Origin of the sequence: Flavobacterium sp. ZB4P23 (assembly GCF_003970375.1) — a bacterium.
In the GTDB taxonomy this organism is placed as follows: Bacteria; Bacteroidota; Bacteroidia; order Flavobacteriales; family Flavobacteriaceae; genus Flavobacterium.
This window is the reverse complement of the sequence record NZ_RYDK01000009.1, coordinates 64,982-88,552: the sequence shown is the minus strand read 5'-3', so window position 1 is coordinate 88,552 and position 23,571 is coordinate 64,982. Positions and strand designations below refer to the sequence as shown.

Sequence of the window (23,571 nt, the reverse complement as noted above, 5' to 3'; positions counted from 1 at the left end):
CATTGAATTTCAGGAGTCAAAAATACAAATTTGTTGACAGTTTTAGATGAAGTTGTTATAATTTTTCAAAGGAATAAACTAGTGACATTCATTAGGAATATAATGTGTATTTTAGCTTTCTAATAAATTTTAAAAACATGAAAAAGCCGTTTGCGGTTCTTCTATTAATCTTCCTTTTTACAAGTGTTCATGCACAAAAAAACAAATTGAATTTACTAATAGGAACCTATACCCAAAGTTGTGACAGTAAAGGAATTTATGTATATGATTTTGATTCAAACACAGGCGATTTCAGTTTTAAAAATGCGACTGAAAAGGTTATAAATCCCAGTTATTTAACGGTTTCAAAAAATAATAATTTTGTGTATTCCGTAAACGAAAATGGGACTAAAAGTACGGTGAGTTCTTTTAGCTATAATCCAGCAAGAGGAAAATTAGACTTAATCAACAAGCAAAGCTCCAAGGGTGCGGATCCTTGTTACATAATCAATGACGATAAAAATGTAATTGTTGCTAATTATTCCGGGGGAAATATTTCCGTTTTTGCTAAAAATAACGACGGAAGTCTAGCTGAAGCGAAGCAAGTTATTCAACATTATGGAAAAGGAACTAATACACAAAGACAAGAAGGTCCGCACGTACACATGGTTCATTTTTCTCCAGATAAAAAGTTTGTTTTGTCTAACGATTTAGGGAATGACAAAGTATATTCATACGCTTATAATCCTAATGCTGAACACACTGTTTTAGAATTAAAAGACAGCATTTCAGTGAAATCCGGGAGTGGACCCAGACATTTAACCTTTAGCAAAGATGGTAAATTTGTTTATTTATTACAGGAACTGGACGGCGCGCTAACAGTATTTAGTTATTCTAACGGAACATTGACAAAGATTGATGAAACGATTATTTTAGCCAAAGATTTCAAAGGATCATTTAGTGCTGCGGATATCCATATTTCACCTGACGGGAAGTTTTTATATGCCTCTAATCGCGGCGAAGCAAATAATATCACCATTTTTGAAATTCTAAAAAACGGAAAATTACTATTGAAAGGGCAAACCAGTAGTTTAGGAAAAGGACCTCGAAATTTCACCATTGACCCAACGGGAAATTTTCTTGTGGTAGCACATCAATATACCAATGATGTAGTGATTTTTAAAAGAAATAAAAAGACTGGATTGCTTGCTGATACTGGCAAAAAAATTGTTTTGTGTTCTCCGGTTTGCTTGGTTTTTACTAAGAATTAAAATTAAAAACTCACAAAAAAAGTATTGAAAAACGAAAATTATTTTTCAACACTTTTTACTATTTATTTTTGTTTTTATCTTTAGACCCCGATGTTCAGAAAAAAATCAGGATTTAGAAAATGAACACTAAACACGGAATACTGATCACTATTTGTTCTTGTCTTTTCTCTTTTTGTCTCTGGTTTTTAGCATATTCCTATTTACAGAACCATGTGTTTTTTTCTTAGTTACACCAGGGCCGCCTAAATTGACTTTTTTATTCTTTTTACTTTTCTCTTGAAAAGCGCCATCTCCGTCAAGTTTTTGTTTTTTCATCATAAACTTGATCGGTTGTCTCTCTTTTTCAGGTTCAATTAATTTTGATGAAATTTCTACGGTTTCTGGGAAAGGTTCAATAGCTAATTCCATATTCATCAGCACTTCAATCTCTACTTTAAATTCTTCTTCGCGAGGTGCGATAAGACTTATAGCGGTTCCTGTAGCATCTGCACGACCGGTTCGACCAATTCTGTGCATATATAGTTCAGGTAATTCAGGCATTTCAAAATTGATAACGTGGGTAATATTAGAAATATCCAAACCTCTGGCCATGATGTCAGTAGTAATCAAACCACGTAAATTTCCTTCTTGGAACGAAGCCATCGTACTCAAACGATAATTTTGTGATTTATTCGAGTGAATTACTCCAAACTGACCTTCAAAATCCTCCTCGATTCGTTCGTGAACCATATCAGAAATTTTCTTATTATTGACAAACACCAGCACACGGCTCATGTCTTCGTTGTTTTGCAATAAGTGTTTTAAAAGGTTTATTTTAGTATTAAAATTAGGAACCTGATAGGATATTTGTTTGATGTTTTCCAGAGGTGTTCCTGATGCCGAAAGCGTAACTTCTTGAGGATAATCAAAATAATCATTCAAAATCGCATCTACTTCATCTGTCATAGTTGCTGAAAACAGAATGTTTTGACGTTTTTTAGGCATCATGGCCAATATAGAGGTCAATTGGGTACGGAAACCTAAATTCAGCATTTCATCAAACTCATCTATTACCAGCTTTTGCATTTCTTCAAAACGAATCACATTATCCAGCGTTAAATCCATGATTCTTCCTGGAGTTCCCACTAGTATGTCGCAACCTGCATACACTGCTTTCTTTTGGGTATTGATATTGACACCTCCAAAGATTCCAATAGTACGAACCGACATGTATTTTGTCAATTTCTCAATTTCTTCCGCAACTTGTACAACAAGTTCACGAGTAGGAACCAGGAGCACTATTTTTGGGGTATGCCCGGGAGTAAATTTATATAGTTTCAACAAAGGCAAAAGGTAAGCAAATGTTTTACCAGTACCGGTTTGAGCGATTCCCATCATATCTCTTCCTGACATTATCACAGAAAATGTTTTTTCTTGAATAGGAGTAGGAGTTGTAAACCCTAAATCATCTATCGCTTTTTGTACGGATTTAGGAAGATTGAATTGCTCAAAAGTAGTCATTTGCTTAAATTTTTTGCAAATATAGTCTTTTTGAAAGTAATGCTCTAAAAATGATAAATATCACAAATCAAACGCATTAAAATCACCAGTTTTCCATTTAATTTTTCAAGCAAATTATATTAAATTCAACAGATTATACGTGATAAATATGTTTGTTGTTAGTGTATTTATTTGATAAGTAGCAAGAAAGATATATTGTCGCAATTATTAAAAAGAGTTTTTGCCACAGATTGTAAGGATTAAAAATATTTTTAAAATTACATAACGAATTAATCTGTGCTAATCTGTGAAATCTGTGGTAAAGAAATTTAGTGCTTTATTAAAATACGACATTAAATTTTAGTCATTACTTAGATGCACAATATTTAATAATTTATATCAAAAGGATGGTAAAGGCAAATAATATTTGTCATAAAGAAATAATATGCGGTTAGTTAGATACCGACCTCGAAGTTTTATAATTAAATTAGCAATGAATTGACGGTTGATGATAAATAGTGTCTCAACCAAGATATGGAAAGAATAGCAAATATACTTTTACAAATCAACAAATCCAGGTTAATTAAGATTATACTTCAAGCAGAAAATAGTCAAGCAGGACTTAAAAACTCGCAACGCCAGAAACCGAAAAACGGTAATGCTCTTTTGGTCACTACTATATTGACAATATAAATCAAATGATCGATTTCTTGAAAGTAATCATTTTAAATAGTTTGTGAATAAAAAGCACTGAATTACAAGGGTTAAAAATGTTTTTACTAAAAGAGATACGAAGTTTTACTTATTTAAAAATGTTCAATTCTTCGTTATAAATAGGACTTTGAATATTTAAAAAATTTAAAACACTGTGAAATACATGGTTTTGAGACAACATCTCATTAGGTTTTAAATGTTTTGAACTGTTATCAGAATACCAAACTATAAAAGGGATTTCATATTGTTCTTTTGGTGCAATACTCAAAGGTAAACCATGCATGTATAGGTTTTTTTCTCCCAAAGATTCACCATGGTCAGACACAAAAATCATAGTACTTTTATAGGTAGTCAATTGCTTTAAATCTTTAATTATATTGGCTAATATATAATCGGTATACACAATGGTATTGTCGTAAGCATTGATTAGTTCTGTTTGAGAACAATTAGCTAATTCAACGCTTTTGCAAACGGGTTTAAAAGTCTCAAATTCAGAGGGATATTTCTTGCTGTATGTAGGCCCATGACTTGTACTTGTATGTAAAACGATTAATATTTTATTCTTTTTACTGGCTAAAATTTGTTCTTTTAATCCGCTCAAAAGTACTTCATCATAATTACAGCCATCGCCTTTGCAATTTGGCATTAGAAATGCTCTGTTTTGATAATTTTTTATATGAATTGGTGGCTCTCCCCAATTTGTTGTTCTCCAAATAACCTCAACATTATTTCGATGCAAATAATTGGGCAAAATTTCATACAAATCATCGGTGTTTTTATGTTCTAAAATACTTTTCACACCTGCAGTGGTATAGGTTGCATCCGATTTTGCATTAAAATGAAATACATTATTAGTTTTAGAGAGTAGGGGATTTGTGTTTTTGTTGTATCCATACAAAGAAAAATTTTGACTTCTTGCAGATTCGCCAATAACTAAAACTACAACTGATTTTTGATTATCTTTTATTGTTGCATTTGGTAATAAAATTTCTTTTTCATTTTTTTTGGATTCATGTGCATAAAAAAGTGAAATATTTACAGTATAAGACCAAGGCATTGCAAGTCCGCCCAAAGTTTTTGAATTTTTATCAATCCACAAAACATTACTTGAATTGGCAATTACTAAACCTAAAATAAATAATAAAGTCAATGAGATCAGGACAAAAAATCTTTTTACTGTAACATTTATGACTTTAACTTTGATGATATAAATACTAGGAATTATGCCCAGAAAAAGTAAGTATACAACTAATTTGAACGAAAAAAAACTGCTAGACTCGTCATAATTGGTATTAAGTATATTGCCTATCATACTTTCGTCAATGATAACACTATAGGTATTAACGAAGTAAACGGCAACTGAATTTATTATAAAGAACAACACTAAAAGAAATTTCCCAACATAACGCGACAGGAAAAAAAGCAGAAAAAAAACGAAAGCATTTAGCACTAACATTAGAATCATCAAACTAAGAATTAAAAACATTCCGTTCAAGTTTTTATATTCAACGTTATTAAACACAAATTTAAAAAACGGATAATGAAAGAATATAAAATTAAGAAAACTCATCAATAAGACAAAACGAGTTAATTTTAAATTATTTTTTAACGTATACATGAATTATTTTATAAAGTGAAACAATTAAACTAATTAACGCCAAATCAAATATGATGAAATTTTCTCGATTTATTTTGATGATGAATGAAATACCGCAGATCACAATCAACAGAATAAAAATTGGATAGTATTTTTTATTATTCACCCAATTCCATATTTTATATTTTCGGCTGGCAAAAATACCAATAAGACCCGAAATATATCCTATAACACTGCCTATAATGACGTCTAGCGGATGATGTGCTCCAACACCCACTCTGGAAAACACAATAATCAATCCTGTAAATACAACAGAAAAGACCCATAAGATTTTATAGTTTAACTTTTCAGTCATAAATGCAAACAACAAAACGGTGAGTATAGTAAAAACTGTAATGGAATGCCCAGAAGGCAAACTACTAAATCCGATAGCTGTTTTTCCTACAATGATAAAACTATGATTGTCAAAAATTTGAGCAGGTCGAGGTACTAAGAACAAGTTTTTTAAGAGGCAAGAAAATAGGAGGGAAGCCAATGAAGCTGTTAATATTGCCTCCCATATTTTAGGAGCATACACGATGAAAATAATTAAAAATGACAAAAAAACAGAGGTATCCCCTAATTGGGTAAGATTGTATTCTAAATTTGGATATTGACCTAAATAATGGTTAATATATAAAAAGTAGTCCTTTTGAATTTGTACATACTTAAAAGTAGTTAAAGAATCTTGGCTGAAAAGAAATATAAGAATAACCAATAACAATATAAGCGGTAAAAAAAACAAAGTTATTTTTAGTTTGGCGTAATTATTAATAACTTTTACATTCATTATAATTTTATGTTTTCAGATTTAGATGAACAAATTTATTTAAAACTCACATACATTTATGACACCTTATTCGGTTAACGAACCACTTAATAAGTATTCCGGTGAAACTGTACCACTTTTTTAACGATGTTTTCTGGGGTCAAAATTAGATATTTTTTTCTAATTATTTTTCATTTTTTTACGCATCGATTCACCCTTATGTTCGAACCTAATTGCGGAGTGAATTATCCTATCTGTAACTATTTAGGTTAGAATAAAGCAAACTTGGCTATCTAATTCTGAATGATTGGTAGAGTTTTAAACGAAATTTTGATAAAAGAGGGATATGCAAAGCCATATAACAATGTTTTCTGTGAAACGCTTCTATGAATCAGGAATGGAATTTACAAGCTAAAAACAAAAAATAGGATTGTATTCTATTGTAAATAAATTTTAATTTATTTTGTTGGGAAATAGTAAAATAAAAAAATCGTAAAAGCTTAAAATACAGCTTATTACTATTTTTTTAAAGTGGAGTCGATGGGACTACAATCGAACACCTAATTCCTATATTAACTTTTTTTGACAGCTTAAAATTGTAATGTAATCATTTGATTTTAAGTGATTTGATTTTTTTTTTAATTCAATGATTATTTTTTAGGTTTAAAATATTTACCTAACTGTTTTTAACATTTTTCAATAATTCTAAGTTTTTTAAAGATAAAAAGTTGTGTTTAAAAGAACCGTTAGAGTTCGACTGTCGAACTCTTTTTCACAGTCGAACACTTTAGAGATTAGAGTAATAGAAAAAAGTATATATATAAATATGAAAAAAAATTAGGTTTTTCTTTTGCGGAGAAAGAGGGATTTGTATTCCATTTCTAACCGGTTGATATTGTTACGTTTTAATAACTTTTATTATCCTAGGGTCTTGCTTTTGCTCCTCAATTTTGACTCGAAAATTTTAGAATCCACCCATAGCAAATATAATGAAATATTTAGATTTAAAATTATTCAAAAGCATGGCTTAATTTAGAAAACTACAATTTCTCAACCCATTTACCGATTTCAACAAGTAGTTCGTCAAAGTCAGGTTGGCCTTTGTAATACAATTTTTCCGTTTTTTTATAGCGTTTTATAAATCGCTCTCTAAGTTCTAAATTCTTCAATAAAAAAGCTTCATTATCAGCAATGGGTATTTCATAGTCTTTGGGAGGAAAACGAGCTTCTTTGTGTTTCTGATATTCTTTTGTGCCTATGAATGATTTTACTGTATTATCTTGTAACAGACTATAGACATCGTAGTACTGGCGCATCAAATTTTGTCTTTCTATTTTATCTTCCTGCTCCTGCCTAAATTTGGTTGCAATTGTTTGTAGTTTTTCGACAAAAGTGTACCCAATGTGATAGCAGGCAATATCTACAGCCCGATTGTCAATTATGTCTACTTTTTGCTGTATTGCTTTTTCGTATGCCCAAGACGATATTGTTAGAGGGTTGTTTGGTGTTACCGTGTCAAATCCAACTTCCAGTAAAATTCCTTCTTTAACTCCTTCAATTGTTTCCATTATACTCTCATAATGTAATCGTATGCCTCCACTGCGGTATTGCTTTAGGTCGTCAAATGTTTCATCTCTTTTTACTGCTATGATTCCGTTTATTTTTATTTCATCTGCCAATCCATCATAAAAATTTTTTCTTTTTTGAATATTCCGGGGCTTATTGTTGTTTGGGTTTTCATTTATTTCCATTTCAGCCGGTGGTTTGATATGGAGGTCGATGTCTTCGGAGAAACGGTGTATAATTTCATATCCTTTGGATAGAGAAGTACCTCCTTTGAGTTCGAATTGAAACCCTTGCTGTTTTAGCCCGAACAACACATGCATAATCCAATAGTCTTTTTCGATAAGTCCAGGTTCGATATTTAATTCTGCTCCTACAATACGCAGGAGATCACGGAAGTTTTTATGGTTGTGTAAGTAATCAGACATATTGTGCTGTTATAACAGGTTCCAACAATTTTTTTGCTTTAACACTGCCGTACTCCTGAAGTGATTTTTTTAGTTTTTTAGCATCCATTGTTTTTGCTTTCAATCTCACTTTTGACACTACTTCTTTTGGGTCTTCAGCTAATTGGTCGAGATTGTTTAACAGGTCTACCAATAAAAATTCTGGGGTGGCTTTTAATGGGAAATGAGGTTTTACCCTAAATGAAAATGTCATACCGCCGAGGTTGAAATCTCCATGACGTTTGTGGTTGTAAACCGTTTTGCTGTTGTATAACTGAGTGGTTCCTACTCCCAGAGAATTATAAGCATTTAAGGAAGTTACCAAAAAACGTTTGTCTTTGAGAAAAGAGCGCACCAATACTTCTTCTTCTGGAGGTGTTTCTCCAAAGACTGTTACTTCGGGATAATAGTATAAGCCTTGTGACAGTTTTTGCAAAGTGCCTTCCTGCACCAACTCATCTAAATGGCGGTCAACGGATTTTGACCATTTGGACAAATCAGCCCTACGGTATACTTTTCCTCGTTTTAAATGTTTTTTTAATTCTTGTAATTTATTCATGTTACAAAGTTAATAAATATTATTTAATTGCATATATTTTTATTGAAAATTCATGCAATATGTTTTACATAACTCTATTTAGTTCTGTCTAATCTAAAATAATTTTTTATCTTTAGCGCTTTTAAATCATTCGATCCATGAATATCAAAGGTCACTGCTATTCACAATCTATTATTCTTCAAGCTGTATATTTCAAACTTTGATTTAAGTTAAGCTATCGTGATGTTGAGGAAATAATGAAAATGAGGGGAGTTCAGGTTGACCATACGACAATTCAGCGTTAAGTGTAGTACTGCAATCACATCTTGCAAAAATTCTATTACTCGTTTAAGCCAAGTAGATAAACATACACTTACAATTTTACAAAAAAACTTGGATTTACTTGTTGATTTAAAATCAATATATAATCGAGCTAATATTACCCAAAAGAGAGAATTTGTAAAACTGGTGTTCGACAGCAACTTATACTATCAGGATGGTATCTATCGAACACCTACAATGATTGATTTATTGTCTCGTAATCACCTATTAATGAAGGAAAAAGGTTTGTTTTTATATAATAAAAAAAGGGATGATTTTTCAATCATCCCATCCAGTGGAGTCGCCGAGAATCGAACTCGGGTCCAAACAAGCAACTAAAAAGCTTTCTACGCGTTTATTTTCTGATTGAGTTTTCGATACTGTGCTAGGCCAGAAACAGCCACACGATACTTATCTTCTTAATTTTGAAATCCACCCGAAGCTCATGGAAATCTAGGTTTATTTTTACGGTTCTCCTAAACTGAACGCCACAAACCAAGGCTTTCAAGGAGAATCCAGCTTTCCTATCTGATAGGAACGTGGCTTAATCGTACTATAATTCGGATTATGCAGCTAAAGCGTAGTTATTTTCGCCGTGTAAAATGGTAAGATCTTATATTTACGAGCAAGGTCTCAATGCTCGACGTGCTTACTTATCAATTCGACTTGCTGTCAAAACCAGTCGACCCCTTTTTGTTTAAAATTCCAATCCTGAATTTTAAGTTTGCAAATTTACACTTTTTATTGGGATTACTATTGCAAATCTAGTATCACTATTCTAAAATCATTCTTTTTTTTATTCATCTCTTAATTTGAATGGATAGTCGCCAAATAAAACAGCTAATTTTCGTACATTATACGTTTTTCGTGTAAATTTATTAGAAAGTGCTATAATAGTAACTCCTTCTTTTCTCAAAGTAATATAGGCTGAAGTATTTCCATGCCACCAGCCGTTGTGGAAATAAAAATTTTGTCCCGTTTCCCAATTGACCATTCGAATCCCCAAACCATAATTTTTTGTTCCTTTGCGTTCATTACTGTAGCCTTTATATACCTGACTTTGTAGTTCAGGTGTTAAAAAAGCAGCGCTATTTCTGGCTCTGTCAAACTTTAATAAATCACGTGGTGTAGAATAGATATTTTTATCTCCATAAACGGCATCCAGGTAATCTTTTCCTATCTCGACTTTGTTTCCTTTGTAGGATGTAACGGCAGTATCTTTATCTCTTTCATAATCAAAAACATACGTATTTTTCATATTAAGTGGCTTGAAAATAATTTGTTTCATAGCCTCTTTATAGGGAAGTTTTGTGATTTTTTCAATTATTAGTGCTAACATGGCATAATTGGTATTGCAGTAACTAAAACGGGTATCGGTTTTGAATTCTAAACCAATGTCTTTTGTAGCCATGATCGTCAGTATGTCTTGATTGGAAAGTATGTTGTGTCGGTCCCATATCGTTTTGTCTCGATCTGTAAAATAGGCGTAATTACGCATGCCGCTTCTGTGATTCAATAATGTTTTTATCGTAATTTCGGGATAAGGAAATTCCTTCAGGATTGTATTTACCTTTTGATCCAATTCGATTCTTTTTGCGTTTACTAATTTTAAAATAGCCGTTGCCGTAATAACCTTGCTGACAGATGCAATGTGCAGCGGCGTAGATTTAGTAATGACTGTTTTATCTTTGAAATTTGCATACCCTTCATATTTTTCATAAATAATTTGACCGTTTTTAGCAACCAGAAAACTTCCATTTGCGCTGTTATTGGGCCAATTTTTTTTGTAAAAAGAGTCTATTTCTTTTCTTTTTGAATCGACATATTCCGCGGTAAGTTTGGGCTCTAGGTTTGTTAACGGCTTCATTTTAGGCAATGTACTCTTTGGAAGTTGGGCATCACTTAATTCAACTTTCTTTTTCTCCTTGGCGCAGGAGCTCAAAATCAAAAAGAGGAGGTATATATGTAGTATCTTTGTTTTTTTTATAAAATTCATTTCTGTGGTGCTGGAAAGGCAAATATATAGAATCAAAGCCTTTTTGTTTGTTATTTTTTCTAAACCTTAACACTATTTTATCAGTAGACAGGGTACTCATTTTTGTATCATTTTGTACTTCAGTGACTAGGAGTGTACTGCCTGCAGATTTTAATTTTAAAATAAATTCAAATTCGTTTATTTGTTACATTTGTAACAAATAAACGATACAAAGTTATATTAAACTAAATCAAAAGCATTCAAAACGTATGAAATTTGGAATTTTAAAAGAACGGAAAAATCCGCCGGACAGAAGAGTTGTTTTCTCACCTAATGAATTAACAAAGCTGAAACAACAGTATCAAGAGTGTATGGTAAAGGTAGAATACTCTGATATTAGAGTTTTTACCGACTCTCAATATGAAAATCAAGGCATCGAATTGACTGATGATATCAGTGATTGTGATGTTTTGTTTGGGGTAAAAGAAGTACCGGTAAAAAATTTGATTCCTAACAAAACCTATTTCTTTTTTTCGCATACCATAAAAGAACAGCCCTATAACAAAAAATTATTGCAGGCTGTTTTAGAAAAAAATATCGATTTGTACGATTATGAAACAATTGTAGATGCTAACAATCGCAGGTTAATTGGTTTTGGTCGTTATGCAGGGATAGTAGGGGCATACAACAGTATTCGTGCTTTTGGAATAAAATTCGAATTGTTCAAATTGCCAAAAGCAGAAACATTATCCGGTAAAGAAGCCTTAATAGCTCATTTAAAACGATTAGTATTACCGCCTTTAAAATTTGTTATTACAGGAACAGGAAAAGTGGGAAACGGAGCCAAAGAAATTTTGGATGCTATAAAAATAAAGGAAGTTTCGGTGGAGAATTATTTAACTAAAAACTATTCGCAGCCTGTTTATACTCAAATAGATGTCTTAGAATATAACAAAAGAAAAGACGGGCAGGTTTTAGATTTTATTGATTTTTATCACAATCCAAAAGAATATGTTTCTGATTTCGAAAGATTTACAAAAGTGTCTGATATCTATATAACAGGACATTTTCATGCCAATGAGGCTCCGGTAATTTTGACCCGAGAAATGCTTCAATCCAATGATTGCAAGATCAAAGTAGTGGCAGATGTTTCTTGTGATGTGAATGGGCCAATAGCCTGCACCCTCAGATCATCAACAATTGCTGAACCTCTCTATGGGTATGTGCCAAATGAAGATAAAGAAGTGGATGTGTTTCATCCTGCGGCAATTGTGGTTATGGCAGTTGATAATTTGCCGTGTGAATTGCCTAAAGATGCCAGTGAGGGATTTGGAGAAATGTTCATGGAACATGTAATTCCTGCATTTTTCAATGGAGATAAAGATGGAATTTTGCAAAGAGCCAAAATAACTGAAAACGGAAAACTGACTCCACGATTTAGTTATTTACAAAATTATGTTGATGGAAAATAAATCTTTTTTCTTATGAATCCAAAAGCCCTGAATACAACGTTGCCGGTTTTTTTTATTAAAAGTTTTTAGACATGTTTTTTTTTGGTTTTATAATATTATAAATCAATTAACACCAGACAATTTTTGGCTCGACCGAAAATGATTATTTTTGTATAAAATCAGAAATTTATAATGACTAAAAAGATTCCAATTTCCATATTAGAGTTAGCATTAATTACTCAAGATAGCGATGCAAACGAAACATTTAAAAAAACAACAGCACTGGCGCAACTGGCAGACAGTTTAGAGTACGACCGTTTTTGGCTAGCCGAACATCATAATATGGCTAATGTAGCCAGTACAGCAACGGTTGTTCTGATTGGTTATATTGCCAGCCAGACTCAGAATATCCGAGTGGGTTCTGGGGGTATAATGTTACCCAATCATGCTCCGTTAATTATAGCGGAACAGTTTGGAACCTTAGAAATATTGTTCCCCAACAGGATTGATTTAGGATTAGGAAGAGCGCCGGGAACAGATGGATTAACCGCACAAGCGATTCGGAAAGATTTCTTTGAGCAATCGCAGCGATTTCCTCAAAATGTTGCCGCACTGCAAGAATTTTTCTCTAAAGATAATGCTATAGCCAAAGTGCGTGCTTTTCCAGCCGAAGGAACGAATGTTCCCATTTGGATTTTAGGTTCCAGTATGGATAGTGCTGCTTTGGCTGCTGCCAATGGTTTGCCGTATGCCTTTGCCGGTCATTTTGCGCCAAAACTAATGCATCAGGCATTTGAGTTTTATCGAGAAAATTTCAAACCTTCCCAATTTTTAGAAGCACCCAAAACTATGGCTTGTGTAAACGCCATAGCTGCTGATACGGATGAAGAAGCGGAAAAATTATCAACCAGTTTGACTCAAATGTTTTTGAACTTGATTCGGAATGATAGAAAACAATTACAACCGCCTGTTGATTCGCTAGATGGGATTATGCGTGAAGAAGAACATTTTCATGTGAATCAAATGACTGCTTGTTCGTTTGTAGGAAGCAAAAAGAAATTAGAAACAGAATTGAAACAATTTATCGAATATACGCAAATTGATGAATTGATGATTACAAGCCCAATTTTTGATCATGAAGACAAATTGAAAAGCATTCGAATCATGAAAGAAGTTATGGATACAATTAATAAGAAATAAAAACTATAAGACATTCTTTCTCAAAGCATAAAGAAACTTAATTGACTTATCTGGTAAAAAAAAATAATCAGATAAGCCATGTAAGTAAAGATCAATTTTTAAATTTTGCTATTTAAAATATAAATACATACAAAGAAACCCTGCAACGTTACATTGCAGGGTTTCTAATTTACAGCTTAATAATTAAAAATTCAACATTGATAATTAATTATTTAAGGCTTCCCACCATATCTTCGGGTTTAACCCAAGCATCAAAATCTTCTGGAGTTACGTAGCCTAGACGAACAGCTTCTTCTTTGAGAGTTGTTCCGTTTTTATGTGCAGTTTGTGCAATTTCAGCTGATTTGTAATACCCAATTTTAGTATTCAAAGCCGTAACTAACATCAATGAGTTGTCAACTAATTCTTGAATACGTTTGTAGTTAGGTGCAATTCCTTGTGCACAATGTTCGTCAAAAGACATACAAGCATCACCAAGTAATCTGGCTGATTGCAAGAAATTTGCAGCCATCAAAGGTTTGAAAACATTTAATTCATAATGACCTTGCATTCCTCCCACAGAGATGGCAACATCATTACCCATCACTTGTGCGCAAACCATTGTCAATGCTTCACATTGTGTTGGGTTTACTTTTCCTGGCATGATGGAAGATCCCGGCTCATTTTCAGGAATAAGGATTTCTCCAATTCCGGAACGTGGTCCAGAAGCCAGCATACGGACGTCATTGGCAATTTTATTCAATGAAACGGCTAGTTGTTTTAAGGCACCGTGCGTTTCTACAATGGCATCGTGCGCGGCAAGTGCTTCAAATTTATTTTCGGCAGTTACAAATGGATGTCCGGTAAATTCAGCGATGTATTCGGCAACTTTTACATCGTATCCATCAGGAGTATTCAATCCTGTTCCTACGGCTGTTCCTCCTAAAGCTACTTCGGATAAGTGTGCCAATGTATTTTTAACCGCTTTCAAACCGTAGTTCAATTGTGCTACATATCCTGAAATTTCCTGACCTAATGTTAGTGGCGTAGCATCCATTAAATGTGTCCGACCTATTTTGACTACTGTATTAAATTCAACTGCTTTGGCATGAAGCGTGTCTCTTAATTTTTCAACTCCGGGAATAGTAACTTCAACTACTGCTTTGTAGGCTGCAATGTGCATTCCGGTAGGGAAGGTGTCATTTGAAGATTGGGATTTATTTACATCATCATTGGCTTTGATGAATTGTTCGCCTTCGCCAATGTTGAATCCTTTGAGAACTTGAGCACGATTGGCAACTACTTCGTTCACGTTCATATTACTTTGTGTACCAGAACCCGTTTGCCAAATTACCAATGGGAATTCATCATCTAGTTTTCCGGCTAGAATTTCATCACAAACCGCAGCAATGGCATCTCTTTTTTCGACTGGTAAAACTCCTAAATCACAATTGGCATACGCCGCTGCTTTTTTAAGATATGCAAAACCTTCCACGATTTCTTTTGGCATGGAAGCTGATGGGCCTATTTTGAAGTTGTTCCTGGAACGTTCTGTTTGTGCACCCCAGTATTTGTCAGCGGGAACCTGCACTTCACCCATGGTGTCTTTTTCTATTCTGAATTTCATTTTGTTGTTATTTAAGAATAATTATGTTGTTTATTACGTTTTTAGCCCCGATGGCAACGGAAATCCTTTTCTTTTTATTTTCAAAAAGAAAAGATTGGAGCGTACAGCGGGAAATAGCTCCAAATTCTGAGTTCAAAAATACGGATAATTCCTTTTTTATAAAAATTGATTGATAGTTTTTATGGTTTTTTATTGGTACGAAAAGGAATTAAACTTACATTTGTGGCTACATTCAAAAATTCCGGAAAACATGTTTGAATTTTCACAGTATTTAGGCTTTTTACTTTTCTTAACCATCCTTACTATAGGATTTTGGTTAATGTTTTTTCTTGTAGGTTTCGTTCAATATTGGATTGGCGGTGCTTTATGGGAAATGTATAAAGAAAGAAAAGCAAAGAAAGAACAATCAGTATAATCTGTTTGTTAAATAAAAAAAGGACTTCTGAAAAGGAGTCCTTTTTTTATGCTTATACTTTTCAATTTTATTAGCTCTGATGATTTATAAAAAAAAAGACCCATTTTCATGAGTCCTTACTTTATTATCCTTGATAATCTCCTTCGTTATCATTTTGCAATTTTTTAGGCTGTTTTTCTTTTTCGTTTTTTGGTTTGTTAAAACGATATGTGAATGACAAACTAAACTGTCTGACTCTCCATTGCATCTCACCGTAGGAGTTTGCAAATCCGGGAAGGTTTGTTTCCATCATTCTTTTTCTGGAATTGAATACATCGCTGATATTAAACGAAAGCGTTCCTTTGTCTTTCATGATATCTTTACTGAATGCTAAGTTTGCACTAAAAACACCTAGACGATTTCCTTGAGCACTTTTTTCTGCACCATTATAAGTCGCATTCGTTTGCCAGTCAATTTTGTACGGCAACGAAACTTTTGAGGTGATTCTGGTGAACCATGATGTTGCGATATTGTCAAAATTTTGTGTAATTATTTTGTTGTTGAAATCAGTATAAACAAAATCTCCTTGTGTTTCGTTTCTGAAGAAATTGAAATTCCCGTTTAATTTCCACCATTTGTACGGAGAATAATTTAACGTGAATTCAAAACCTGCTCTATATTCTGTAGCTAAATTAATTGGTGAACTGATTGTTATTGGTATGCCGTTAACGAAATCTCCGGATTCTCTTCTTGCAAATTGAAAAACATCTGTTGTTTTATTTACATATAGGGATGTATTAAAGGTAAGTTTATCCCATCTTTTGATATAACCAAAATCAATAGCATCTGAAAAAGCAGGATCTAAATCTGGATTTCCCACAAAAATATTGATATTACTAGACAAGTTGCTGAATGGATTCAACATTCGTCCTCTTGGTCTTTGTATTCTTCGGCTGTAGCTTACCGAAGCGCTGCTTTTGTCTGAGATTTCATAAGTAAAGAAGGCGCTTGGGAAAAAGTTATTGTATTTTTTAGTATTAAAATCATTAGTTGCCAATTGATTGATATTAATATTAGAATCCTCAAAACGCAATCCTACTAAGACAGAAAATTTATTTATTTTCATTCCATATTGGGTGTAAACAGCATTCACTTTCTCCTTATATTCTAATGTATTGGTGAAGTTTTTATTGATTAGGCCGTCATTTTTAACTTGATAATCCGTGAGTAATTCTGAAAAATCACCACGATATCCAGCCTCAAACTGACCTCCTTCGCCAATAGGCAACACATAATCCATCTGTAGTAAATTTCGACTTTGACTTTGGTTGTTGAGGGTGTTGTCAAATTTTACCTTAGCGGTATTGGTAGCTCTATCCGTAATTACTGCTATTTCGAGGTCTTTACTAGTTGAAAAGGAACCGTCAAGGGTTAATTTATGTCCTTCTTTTTTGAATTTTTTAGTAAAATTAGTTGCAAATTCTACATTTTCACTATCACTGTTTTCTAAATTGATTCGGTTGCGAGTGTAATCAAAAGTATTGTCTGCTTCAAAATAATTCTGAAAAACATTATCCCGATTATCTCCGTTATTTTTTCGGTAATTGAATGTATTGGTCCATGCGGTGGTCTCGTTTAAATACAATTCTATTCCAAAATTTCCATTGTACCCTTTACTAAATCGGTCATTTTCTCGGGTTTCATTTACAATATTGTTGATAGTGTTGTCCGCATTTAAATAATTGGTATTTGTAAGAGCGTTTCCTGGACTGTTCCGCTTGTTGTATCCTTGAGTAGTGAAAAGATTAAAGTTGTCAGATTTATAATTTAATGTACCACTCAAACCATTATTTTCAGGATAACCTGCCGAGCCAATAAATGTTCCGTTTAAACCGCGGTTTTTTCCTTTTTTCAAAATGATATTTAATAATCCACCACCACCTTCCGCATCGTATCGTGCTGATGGGTTAGTGATCACTTCTACTTTTTCAATGGCATCCGCAGGAATCAATCGCAAGGCTTCCGCGATATTTATGGCATTTGAGGGTCTGCCATCAATAAGAACGCGAACATTATCGTTTCCACGAAGACTTATATTTCCTTCAATATCTACCGCTACAGAAGGAATGTTGTCTAACACATCACTTACAGTTCCACCTTTTACCATCAGGTCATTACCCACGTTGTATACTTTTTTATCTAATTTGATTTCGACAGTAGTTTTTTCAGATCGAATAATAACCTCATTTAATTGATTCGCATCCTCCTCTAAACTAATCAATCCTAAACTGGTGTTAACCTGAAGGTTTTTTTGCTTAATTTCATTTACTTTGAAAGAAATAAATTCAATATTAATATCGTAAACACCTGGAATAACTTCTATATTAAATTCTCCTTTTGGATTTGTTATTCCTCCGGCAACCGGTTTTGGATTGTTAGGATTCAGGAAGGTTATAGTAGCATATTCTAAGGGTTGTTTGCTGATTTTTTCTATTACTTTACCGGAAATTTTAATTTTTTGGGTGGGAGCTTGTTGGGCAAAACTAAATAGTGTAGTAAAGAAAAGCACTACAATTAAAACAGATTTCATTTTTTTCATTTTAAAAAAACTTTGGTTACAGTCGTTAGATTGTAAAAGTAAGAGATGGTTTAATAGTACAAATCATAAAAAAATGTTAATTAAAAAAATAAGAATTTTAGGAAATAAAGGCCTCTACTTTTTCTAAATCTCTTCCTATTATTGCTTTATTTCCCATGATAACCAGGGGTCTTTCTATCAGAATTGGATTTGATAGCATAGCTTGAATGATTTGTTCCTCATTCATCGTTGTTCCTTTGAAATTTTCAATCCAAATTTTTTCTTTTTGACGAACCAATGCTATCGGTGTTATATTTAGTTTCTTTATAATTGCAGACAATTGTTCAAAAGTAGGCGGACTTGTCAGATAATTGATTACTTCAAACTCTTTTTCTGATTTTTCTATTAATGCAAGACAATTTCTAGATTTTCCGCAACGTGAATTATGGTATATTTGTATCATATTTAGTCGTTTTTAAATAATTATTAAAAGCATTAGATTAGTGGTAACAAAAATAACGTTTGTGAAACTAATCAAGTATAAAATTAAATTAAAATAGATGTTTATAGAGCAGGGATTAAAATCAGAGAATACGTTTTGGAAATATATTAAGGGGTCATTTATATTTATTTTTGCTTCAACTTTGGGTCAGTTGCCACTTATAATTCTTTTAATTTATGAAACAACAGTTAAAGGAAAACCTTATCCTTTAAATAATGAAGCCGTAATGCAGTTTTTTGAACCCAATTTAACCCTGTTTTTAGTCCTGATTCCATTTGTGGTTCTCATGGGAAGTATTATTTTGGTTGTGCGTTATTTGCATCATCAAACGCTACTTTCGGTAACTACTTCAAGAGCTAAAGTAGACTGGAAGAGAATCGTATTTTCCTTTTTAATTTGGGCGGCATTTACTGTTGTATCTACGTTGTTATTTTATTTTTATAGTCCAAGTGATTTTGTGATCAATTTTAAGCCTGTTCCATTTGCTATTTTGGTTCTCATCGGTATTGTTTTAATTCCGATACAAACTAGTTCTGAAGAATATATTTTCAGAGGCTATTTGATGCAGGGATTTGCGAACCTTGCTAAAAACAAGTGGTTTCCTTTGCTGATGACTTCTGTTATTTTTGGGGGAATGCATTGGTTTAACCCTGAAGTAGCTAAGATTGGTCCTATTATTTTAGTATATTATATAGGAACCGGATTGTTTCTTGGAATGATTACCTTGATGGATGAGGGTATGGAACTCGCATTGGGATTTCACGCAGCTAATAATTTAGTGGGTGCATTGCTGGTCACTTCGGATTGGTCTGCCTTTCAGACACATTCTGTTTTTAAGGATATTTCGGATCCATCTGCGGGATTAGATGTTATTGTGCCGGTTGTTTTTATTTACCCGATACTTTTATTTATCTTTAGTAGAAAATACAACTGGACAAATTGGAAAGAAAAATTAACTGGAAAAATTTAGTAAAAGAACAGTTTCAATAATTTATAAAAAAAAACGCAATCATGGTCAATACAATTACGTATCAAAATGTTCATAATCTATTTAAAATGAATGGTTATCATCTAAATCGAAACGATTTATGCAGAGTAGCGTATAGTTTTATCAAAGAAGGGGAAGAATATGAAAAAGCTGTGGGTGATTTTATCCTAGATTGGTTTGACAACAAATCCTATCTAGAATTGAATACATCAGGCACCACTGGAATCCCAAAAGTGATTCGAATAGAAAAACAAGCCATGGTAAATTCAGCCATTGCAACCGGTGATTTTTTTGATTTGCAACCAGGTAATAAAGCTTTACATTGTTTGCCAACTAAATATATAGCCGGAAAAATGATGTTTGTAAGAAGTTTTATCCTGGGTCTTGATATTGATTTTGTTGCGCCAAGTTCACATCCTTTGTTAAACAATGAAACTAAATATGATTTTGTTGCCATGGTGCCTTTACAGGCTCAAAATTCATTGACAATGTTGAAGAATGTCAAAAAAATGATTGTTGGCGGAGCTAAAATGAATAAAACTCTTGAAAAAGGACTTTGTAAATTGAAAACCAAAGTATATGAGACCTATGGAATGACGGAAACCATCACGCATATTGCGGCAAAGGAAATAGGTGAGATGGCTTTTTCAGTATTACCTAATATAAAAATAGCTAAAGACGACAGAGATTGTCTGGTTATTAATGCACCTAAAATTTCAAGCGAAGCAATTGTTACTAATGATATAGTAGAACTGATCAATGAGAACCAATTTATTTTTTTAGGTCGAATTGACAACATCATAAACAGCGGAGGAATTAAATTAATTCCAGAGCAAATCGAGGAAAAATTAGCTACTATGATTCATTCCAGATTTTTTGTCACTGCAAAACAAGATCTTGTTTTAGGAGAAAAATTAGTATTGATTATTGAAGGGGAACAACAAATTATAGCTGAAACTGTTTTTGATGTTTTGGATAAGTATGAAAAACCAAAAGAGGTTTTGTTTGTTGCAAAATTCGCTGAAACACAAAACGGAAAAATAAAGCGAAAAGAAATTACAGAAAGTATTTAAATTGTTTTTAATAAAAAAACATCCGCCTAAACGAGGGCGCCGAAAAAGTCTTTTTCCGAATAAATCGATAAATAAAAAGAGGGTAAATCTTAGGATTTATCCTCTTTTTTGGTATGTTTAGTTCTAATTATAAGAGTTTTTTTAGATGTTACTACAACAGCAATCAACACATTTCAGTGAACATTCTTTGTCTATGATTTAATTATTCCAAAGAATAATTTTTTGAAAAAGATCAATGATTTAATAGATTTTCCTTAATTTATGACAAATTGTTAAATAAATACTGCACCAATAATGGACGTATGGCAGAAAGTCCCGTTTGTATGTTAGAGTATTTGCTTCTTAAAACAATTTGTAGCGTTTCGGATGTTGATGTAGTGGAAGGTTTGCGTTACAACATGTTTTTTAAATATAAATCCAGAACCATTCCGGTTTAAACTGTACAGGTGAAATAGCAATTTTCACAGTCAATTTAAAAAGAATATTTAAATTAATATTAGAAAAATGCAATCTACCAGAGTTACTTAAAAGGACTCTAGCTAAGCTTAAAGTAGGTTTATTGAACCTCCATTAAAAAATCAATCATAAAAAAAGAAAAAACGCTTGTAACCGATTATATAAATCCTGTTACAAGCGTTTTTTTATTATCTGAAAAATGATTCTGATCAAAATAAGGAATGTTTTTTTATTAAATTATTGCTGCATTTTAAAATAATAATCAGCTGAATTTTTCCCGCTTCCGTAGAATAAGAAAAATATGCAAGCTCCTAATATTAGCAATGCCAATAGTAAATTTTGAGAATGCATTGCTCCCATAAAATTTATTATAGTAGCACCTACCAATATGGGAAGTTGTGTTATTATAGCCCATCTTGTCAGTAAACCAAAAGCAATCATTATACCACCTACCATGTGTGCTGGAGCAATATAGTGGATAAGGAACATTCCGCCACCAATCCTGTCAATTGGAGATATTAGATCATTTAAATATTGGATGTTCGTTATAAAAGAGATTCCTTTCATAAACAAAAATACACCAAGTGTTATTCGTACCAAATCCACGGTTAAATAAGTGTGCGTATTCGCCCATTTGTTTAAATTTTTTACGCTATTCATAATACTATAGTTTTAAATATTTAGTACTAAGTTACTGAATTTTAATATAATAAATTATAATTGTTAAAGAAAACTAAACTTTGATTGTTTTTTTTGTTTAAAAAAATAGAATTTCAGCTGTTGAGAATAAACCACTAATAATGCCGTCTTAATTTATAAGTGCAGCGTAAGTAAGTATATTAAATAATTAAAATGAATTTGGTTTAGATTTTCAGCACGTTATATCGCAAAGGGGCTAATGCTATAACTACCAATCCTTTGAATAAAGGCAATTATATATGTACAAAATAATAAATATAAGTTCCAGTAAATTAGGAGTTAAACTTGAATAATACCTAAGTTAAATTTTTTATCAATAGGCGAGTGGTTAGCCGCTTCTATTCCCATAGAGATCCAAGTTCGGGTGTCTAGGGGATCAATAATAGCATCTGTCCATAATCGAGATGCGGCATAATAAGGCGAAACTTGCTCGTCATATCTGGCTTTTATTTTATCAAATAATTCTTTTTCTTTTATTTCATCTACGAGTTCTCCTTTTGCTTTAAGCGAAGAGGCTTCAATTTGAGCCAGCACTTTTGCAGCTTGGGTTCCACCCATAACGGCTAATTCCGCACTTGGCCAGGCGAATATTAATCTTGGATCATACGCTTTTCCGCACATGGCATAATTTCCAGCACCATATGAATTTCCTACAATTACAGTGAATTTTGGAACAACGGAATTGGATACCGCATTTACCATTTTGGCACCGTCTTTTATAATTCCTCCATGTTCTGATTTAGATCCTACCATAAATCCAGTAACATCTTGAACAAAGATCAATGGGATTTTTTTCTGGTTGCAATTGGCAATAAAACGGGTGGCTTTATCTGCACTATCGGAGTAGATTACGCCACCAAACTGCATTTCACCATTTTTAGTTTTTACCACTTTTCGTTGGTTGGCAACAATTCCCACTGCCCAACCATCTATTCTGGCATAACCAGTGATAATAGTTTGGCCATAGCCGTCTTTATAAGCTTCAAATTCTGAATTGTCTACTAAACGATTGATGATTTCCATCATGTCATACTGCTCATTTCTGGCTTTTGGCAAAACACCGTAGATTTCTTTTTCGTCTAATGCTGGTTTTTGGGATTTAATTCGGCTGAAACCAGCTTTATCAAAATCACCTATTTTATCAACTATATTTTTTATTTTATCCAATGCATCTTTATCGTCTTTGGCTTTATAGTCGGTCACACCGGAAATTTCACAATGGGTAGTTGCTCCGCCCAGAGTTTCATTATCAATACTTTCGCCAATAGCAGCTTTGACAAGATAACTTCCTGCCAAGAAAATACTTCCTGTTTTTTCGACAATCAAAGCTTCGTCACTCATGATGGGTAAATAAGCTCCACCGGCGACGCAACTTCCCATTACAGCAGCAATTTGGGTAATTCCCATGCTGCTCATTTGGGCATTATTTCTAAAAATACGTCCAAAATGTTCTTTGTCCGGGAAAATTTCATCTTGCAAAGGCAAATATACTCCGGCGCTATCTACTAAATAAATAATTGGCAGTCGGTTTTCCATAGCAATTTCCTGTGCCCGTAAGTTTTTCTTGGCCGTTATAGGAAACCAGGCTCCCGCTTTTACGGTAGCATCATTGGCTACAACAATACATTGTTTGCCTCTGATGTATCCTATTTTTACCACGACACCACCTGATGGGCATCCACCGTGTTCTGCATACATTCCTTCACCAACAAATGCTCCAATTTCAATGCATTTCGCTTTTGGATCCAATAAATAATCAATACGTTCACGAGCGGTCATTTTGCCTTCACCATGTAATTTTTGAATGCGTTTTTCACCGCCGCCTAATTTAACTATGCTTAATTTTTGTCGCAATGCGGAAAGTAAAAGTTTATTGTGGTCTTCGTTTTTGTTGAAGTTTAAATCCATGATGAAAGAATGTTAAAAATATTTT

At 33.0% G+C, this 23,571-nt stretch carries 18 protein-coding genes, 1 other RNA gene and 1 pseudogene; 7 read left to right on the top strand and 13 right to left on the bottom strand.

Going from position 1 to position 23,571, the window contains the following annotated elements; translation table 11 throughout:
• The first annotated feature begins 137 nt into the window (after nt 1-137).
• Nucleotides 138-1,250 (top strand): lactonase family protein, encoded by a 1,113-nt coding sequence (locus tag EKL99_RS13965; RefSeq protein ID WP_126562076.1) that lies wholly within the window; start codon nt 138-140, stop codon nt 1,248-1,250.
• 147 nt (nt 1,251-1,397) lie between these two features.
• On the opposite strand, the gene EKL99_RS13960 is transcribed toward EKL99_RS13965, so the two are convergent.
• From EKL99_RS13960 to EKL99_RS14575, 8 genes are all read right to left on the bottom strand, one after another.
• Nucleotides 1,398-2,750 (bottom strand): DEAD/DEAH box helicase, encoded by a 1,353-nt coding sequence (locus EKL99_RS13960; RefSeq protein WP_126463381.1) that lies wholly within the window; start codon nt 2,748-2,750, stop codon nt 1,398-1,400.
• 781 nt (nt 2,751-3,531) lie between these two features.
• A complete protein-coding gene (eptA, locus tag EKL99_RS13955) occupies nt 3,532-5,061 on the bottom strand; it encodes a phosphoethanolamine--lipid A transferase EptA (RefSeq protein ID WP_126577152.1) in 1,530 nt (509 codons plus the stop codon).
• Complete coding sequence (locus tag EKL99_RS13950; RefSeq protein WP_197037253.1) at nt 5,042-5,869, bottom strand: phosphatase PAP2 family protein; 828 nt, start codon at nt 5,867-5,869, stop codon at nt 5,042-5,044. The genes eptA and EKL99_RS13950 overlap by 20 nt, the downstream gene beginning before the upstream one ends.
• Before the next feature lie 1,019 nt (nt 5,870-6,888).
• On the bottom strand, nt 6,889-7,839 hold the full coding sequence (locus EKL99_RS13940; protein WP_126577150.1) for a nucleotidyl transferase AbiEii/AbiGii toxin family protein: 951 nt from the start codon (nt 7,837-7,839) through the stop codon (nt 6,889-6,891).
• Nucleotides 7,832-8,416, bottom strand: coding sequence for a DUF6088 family protein (locus tag EKL99_RS13935; protein ID WP_126555485.1), 585 nt, complete (start codon nt 8,414-8,416; stop codon nt 7,832-7,834). Before EKL99_RS13935 ends, EKL99_RS13940 begins: the two co-directional genes overlap by 8 nt.
• A gap of 593 nt (nt 8,417-9,009) precedes the next feature.
• Nucleotides 9,010-9,406: a transfer-messenger RNA gene (gene ssrA, locus EKL99_RS13930) on the bottom strand.
• A 106-nt stretch (nt 9,407-9,512) separates the two neighbouring features.
• Entirely contained in the window at nt 9,513-10,712 is a 1,200-nt protein-coding gene (locus EKL99_RS13925; RefSeq protein ID WP_126555487.1) for a serine hydrolase, read from the bottom strand.
• The gene (locus EKL99_RS14575) at nt 10,624-10,812 is read right to left on the bottom strand and encodes a hypothetical protein (RefSeq protein ID WP_197037256.1); all 189 of its coding nucleotides are present in this window, start codon (nt 10,810-10,812) and stop codon (nt 10,624-10,626) included. The genes EKL99_RS13925 and EKL99_RS14575 overlap by 89 nt, the downstream gene beginning before the upstream one ends.
• A gap of 148 nt (nt 10,813-10,960) precedes the next feature.
• On the opposite strand from EKL99_RS14575, the gene EKL99_RS13920 reads away from it, so the two are divergent.
• The gene (locus EKL99_RS13920; RefSeq protein ID WP_126577149.1) at nt 10,961-12,163 is read left to right on the top strand and encodes an NAD(P)-dependent oxidoreductase; all 1,203 of its coding nucleotides are present in this window, start codon (nt 10,961-10,963) and stop codon (nt 12,161-12,163) included.
• A 171-nt stretch (nt 12,164-12,334) separates the two neighbouring features.
• Nucleotides 12,335-13,342: an LLM class flavin-dependent oxidoreductase gene (locus tag EKL99_RS13915; RefSeq protein WP_126463369.1), complete on the top strand. Its 1,008-nt coding sequence runs from the start codon at nt 12,335-12,337 to the stop codon at nt 13,340-13,342.
• Nucleotides 13,343-13,550: 208 nt separating this feature from the next.
• Here the strand turns inward: EKL99_RS13915 and fumC are convergent, their stop codons facing one another.
• On the bottom strand, nt 13,551-14,948 hold the full coding sequence (fumC, locus tag EKL99_RS13910; RefSeq protein ID WP_126463367.1) for a class II fumarate hydratase: 1,398 nt from the start codon (nt 14,946-14,948) through the stop codon (nt 13,551-13,553).
• A 250-nt stretch (nt 14,949-15,198) separates the two neighbouring features.
• Here fumC and EKL99_RS13905 point away from each other — a divergent pair, with 250 nt between their 5' ends.
• Nucleotides 15,199-15,363: a hypothetical protein gene (locus tag EKL99_RS13905; RefSeq protein WP_091170588.1), complete on the top strand. Its 165-nt coding sequence runs from the start codon at nt 15,199-15,201 to the stop codon at nt 15,361-15,363.
• 124 nt (nt 15,364-15,487) lie between these two features.
• Here EKL99_RS13905 and EKL99_RS13900 read toward each other — a convergent pair whose 3' ends face one another.
• Nucleotides 15,488-17,941 carry an outer membrane beta-barrel family protein gene (locus EKL99_RS13900; protein WP_126577148.1) on the bottom strand — a complete coding sequence of 818 codons (2,454 nt, stop codon included), beginning with the start codon at nt 17,939-17,941 and terminating at the stop codon, nt 15,488-15,490.
• Nucleotides 17,942-18,038: 97 nt separating this feature from the next.
• Nucleotides 18,039-18,383, bottom strand: a complete 345-nt coding sequence (locus tag EKL99_RS13895; RefSeq protein WP_126555494.1) for an arsenate reductase family protein — start codon at nt 18,381-18,383, stop codon at nt 18,039-18,041.
• Between the two features lie 97 nt (nt 18,384-18,480).
• Here EKL99_RS13895 and EKL99_RS13890 point away from each other — a divergent pair, with 97 nt between their 5' ends.
• From EKL99_RS13890 to EKL99_RS13880, 3 genes and pseudogenes are all read left to right on the top strand, one after another.
• Nucleotides 18,481-19,392: a CPBP family intramembrane glutamic endopeptidase gene (locus EKL99_RS13890; RefSeq protein WP_126577147.1), complete on the top strand. Its 912-nt coding sequence runs from the start codon at nt 18,481-18,483 to the stop codon at nt 19,390-19,392.
• A 41-nt stretch (nt 19,393-19,433) separates the two neighbouring features.
• Entirely contained in the window at nt 19,434-20,483 is a 1,050-nt protein-coding gene (locus tag EKL99_RS13885; RefSeq protein ID WP_126568661.1) for an AMP-binding protein, read from the top strand.
• A gap of 145 nt (nt 20,484-20,628) precedes the next feature.
• A pseudogene (locus EKL99_RS13880) lies at nt 20,629-20,896 on the top strand (IS5/IS1182 family transposase); the annotation flags it as partial.
• Nucleotides 20,897-21,176: 280 nt separating this feature from the next.
• Here the strand turns inward: EKL99_RS13880 and EKL99_RS13875 are convergent.
• Nucleotides 21,177-21,599 (bottom strand): DoxX family protein, encoded by a 423-nt coding sequence (locus EKL99_RS13875; RefSeq protein ID WP_126463356.1) that lies wholly within the window; start codon nt 21,597-21,599, stop codon nt 21,177-21,179.
• A gap of 318 nt (nt 21,600-21,917) precedes the next feature.
• Nucleotides 21,918-23,546, bottom strand: coding sequence for an acyl-CoA carboxylase subunit beta (locus EKL99_RS13870; protein ID WP_126463354.1), 1,629 nt, complete (start codon nt 23,544-23,546; stop codon nt 21,918-21,920).
• Between the last annotated feature and the right edge of the window lie 25 nt (nt 23,547-23,571).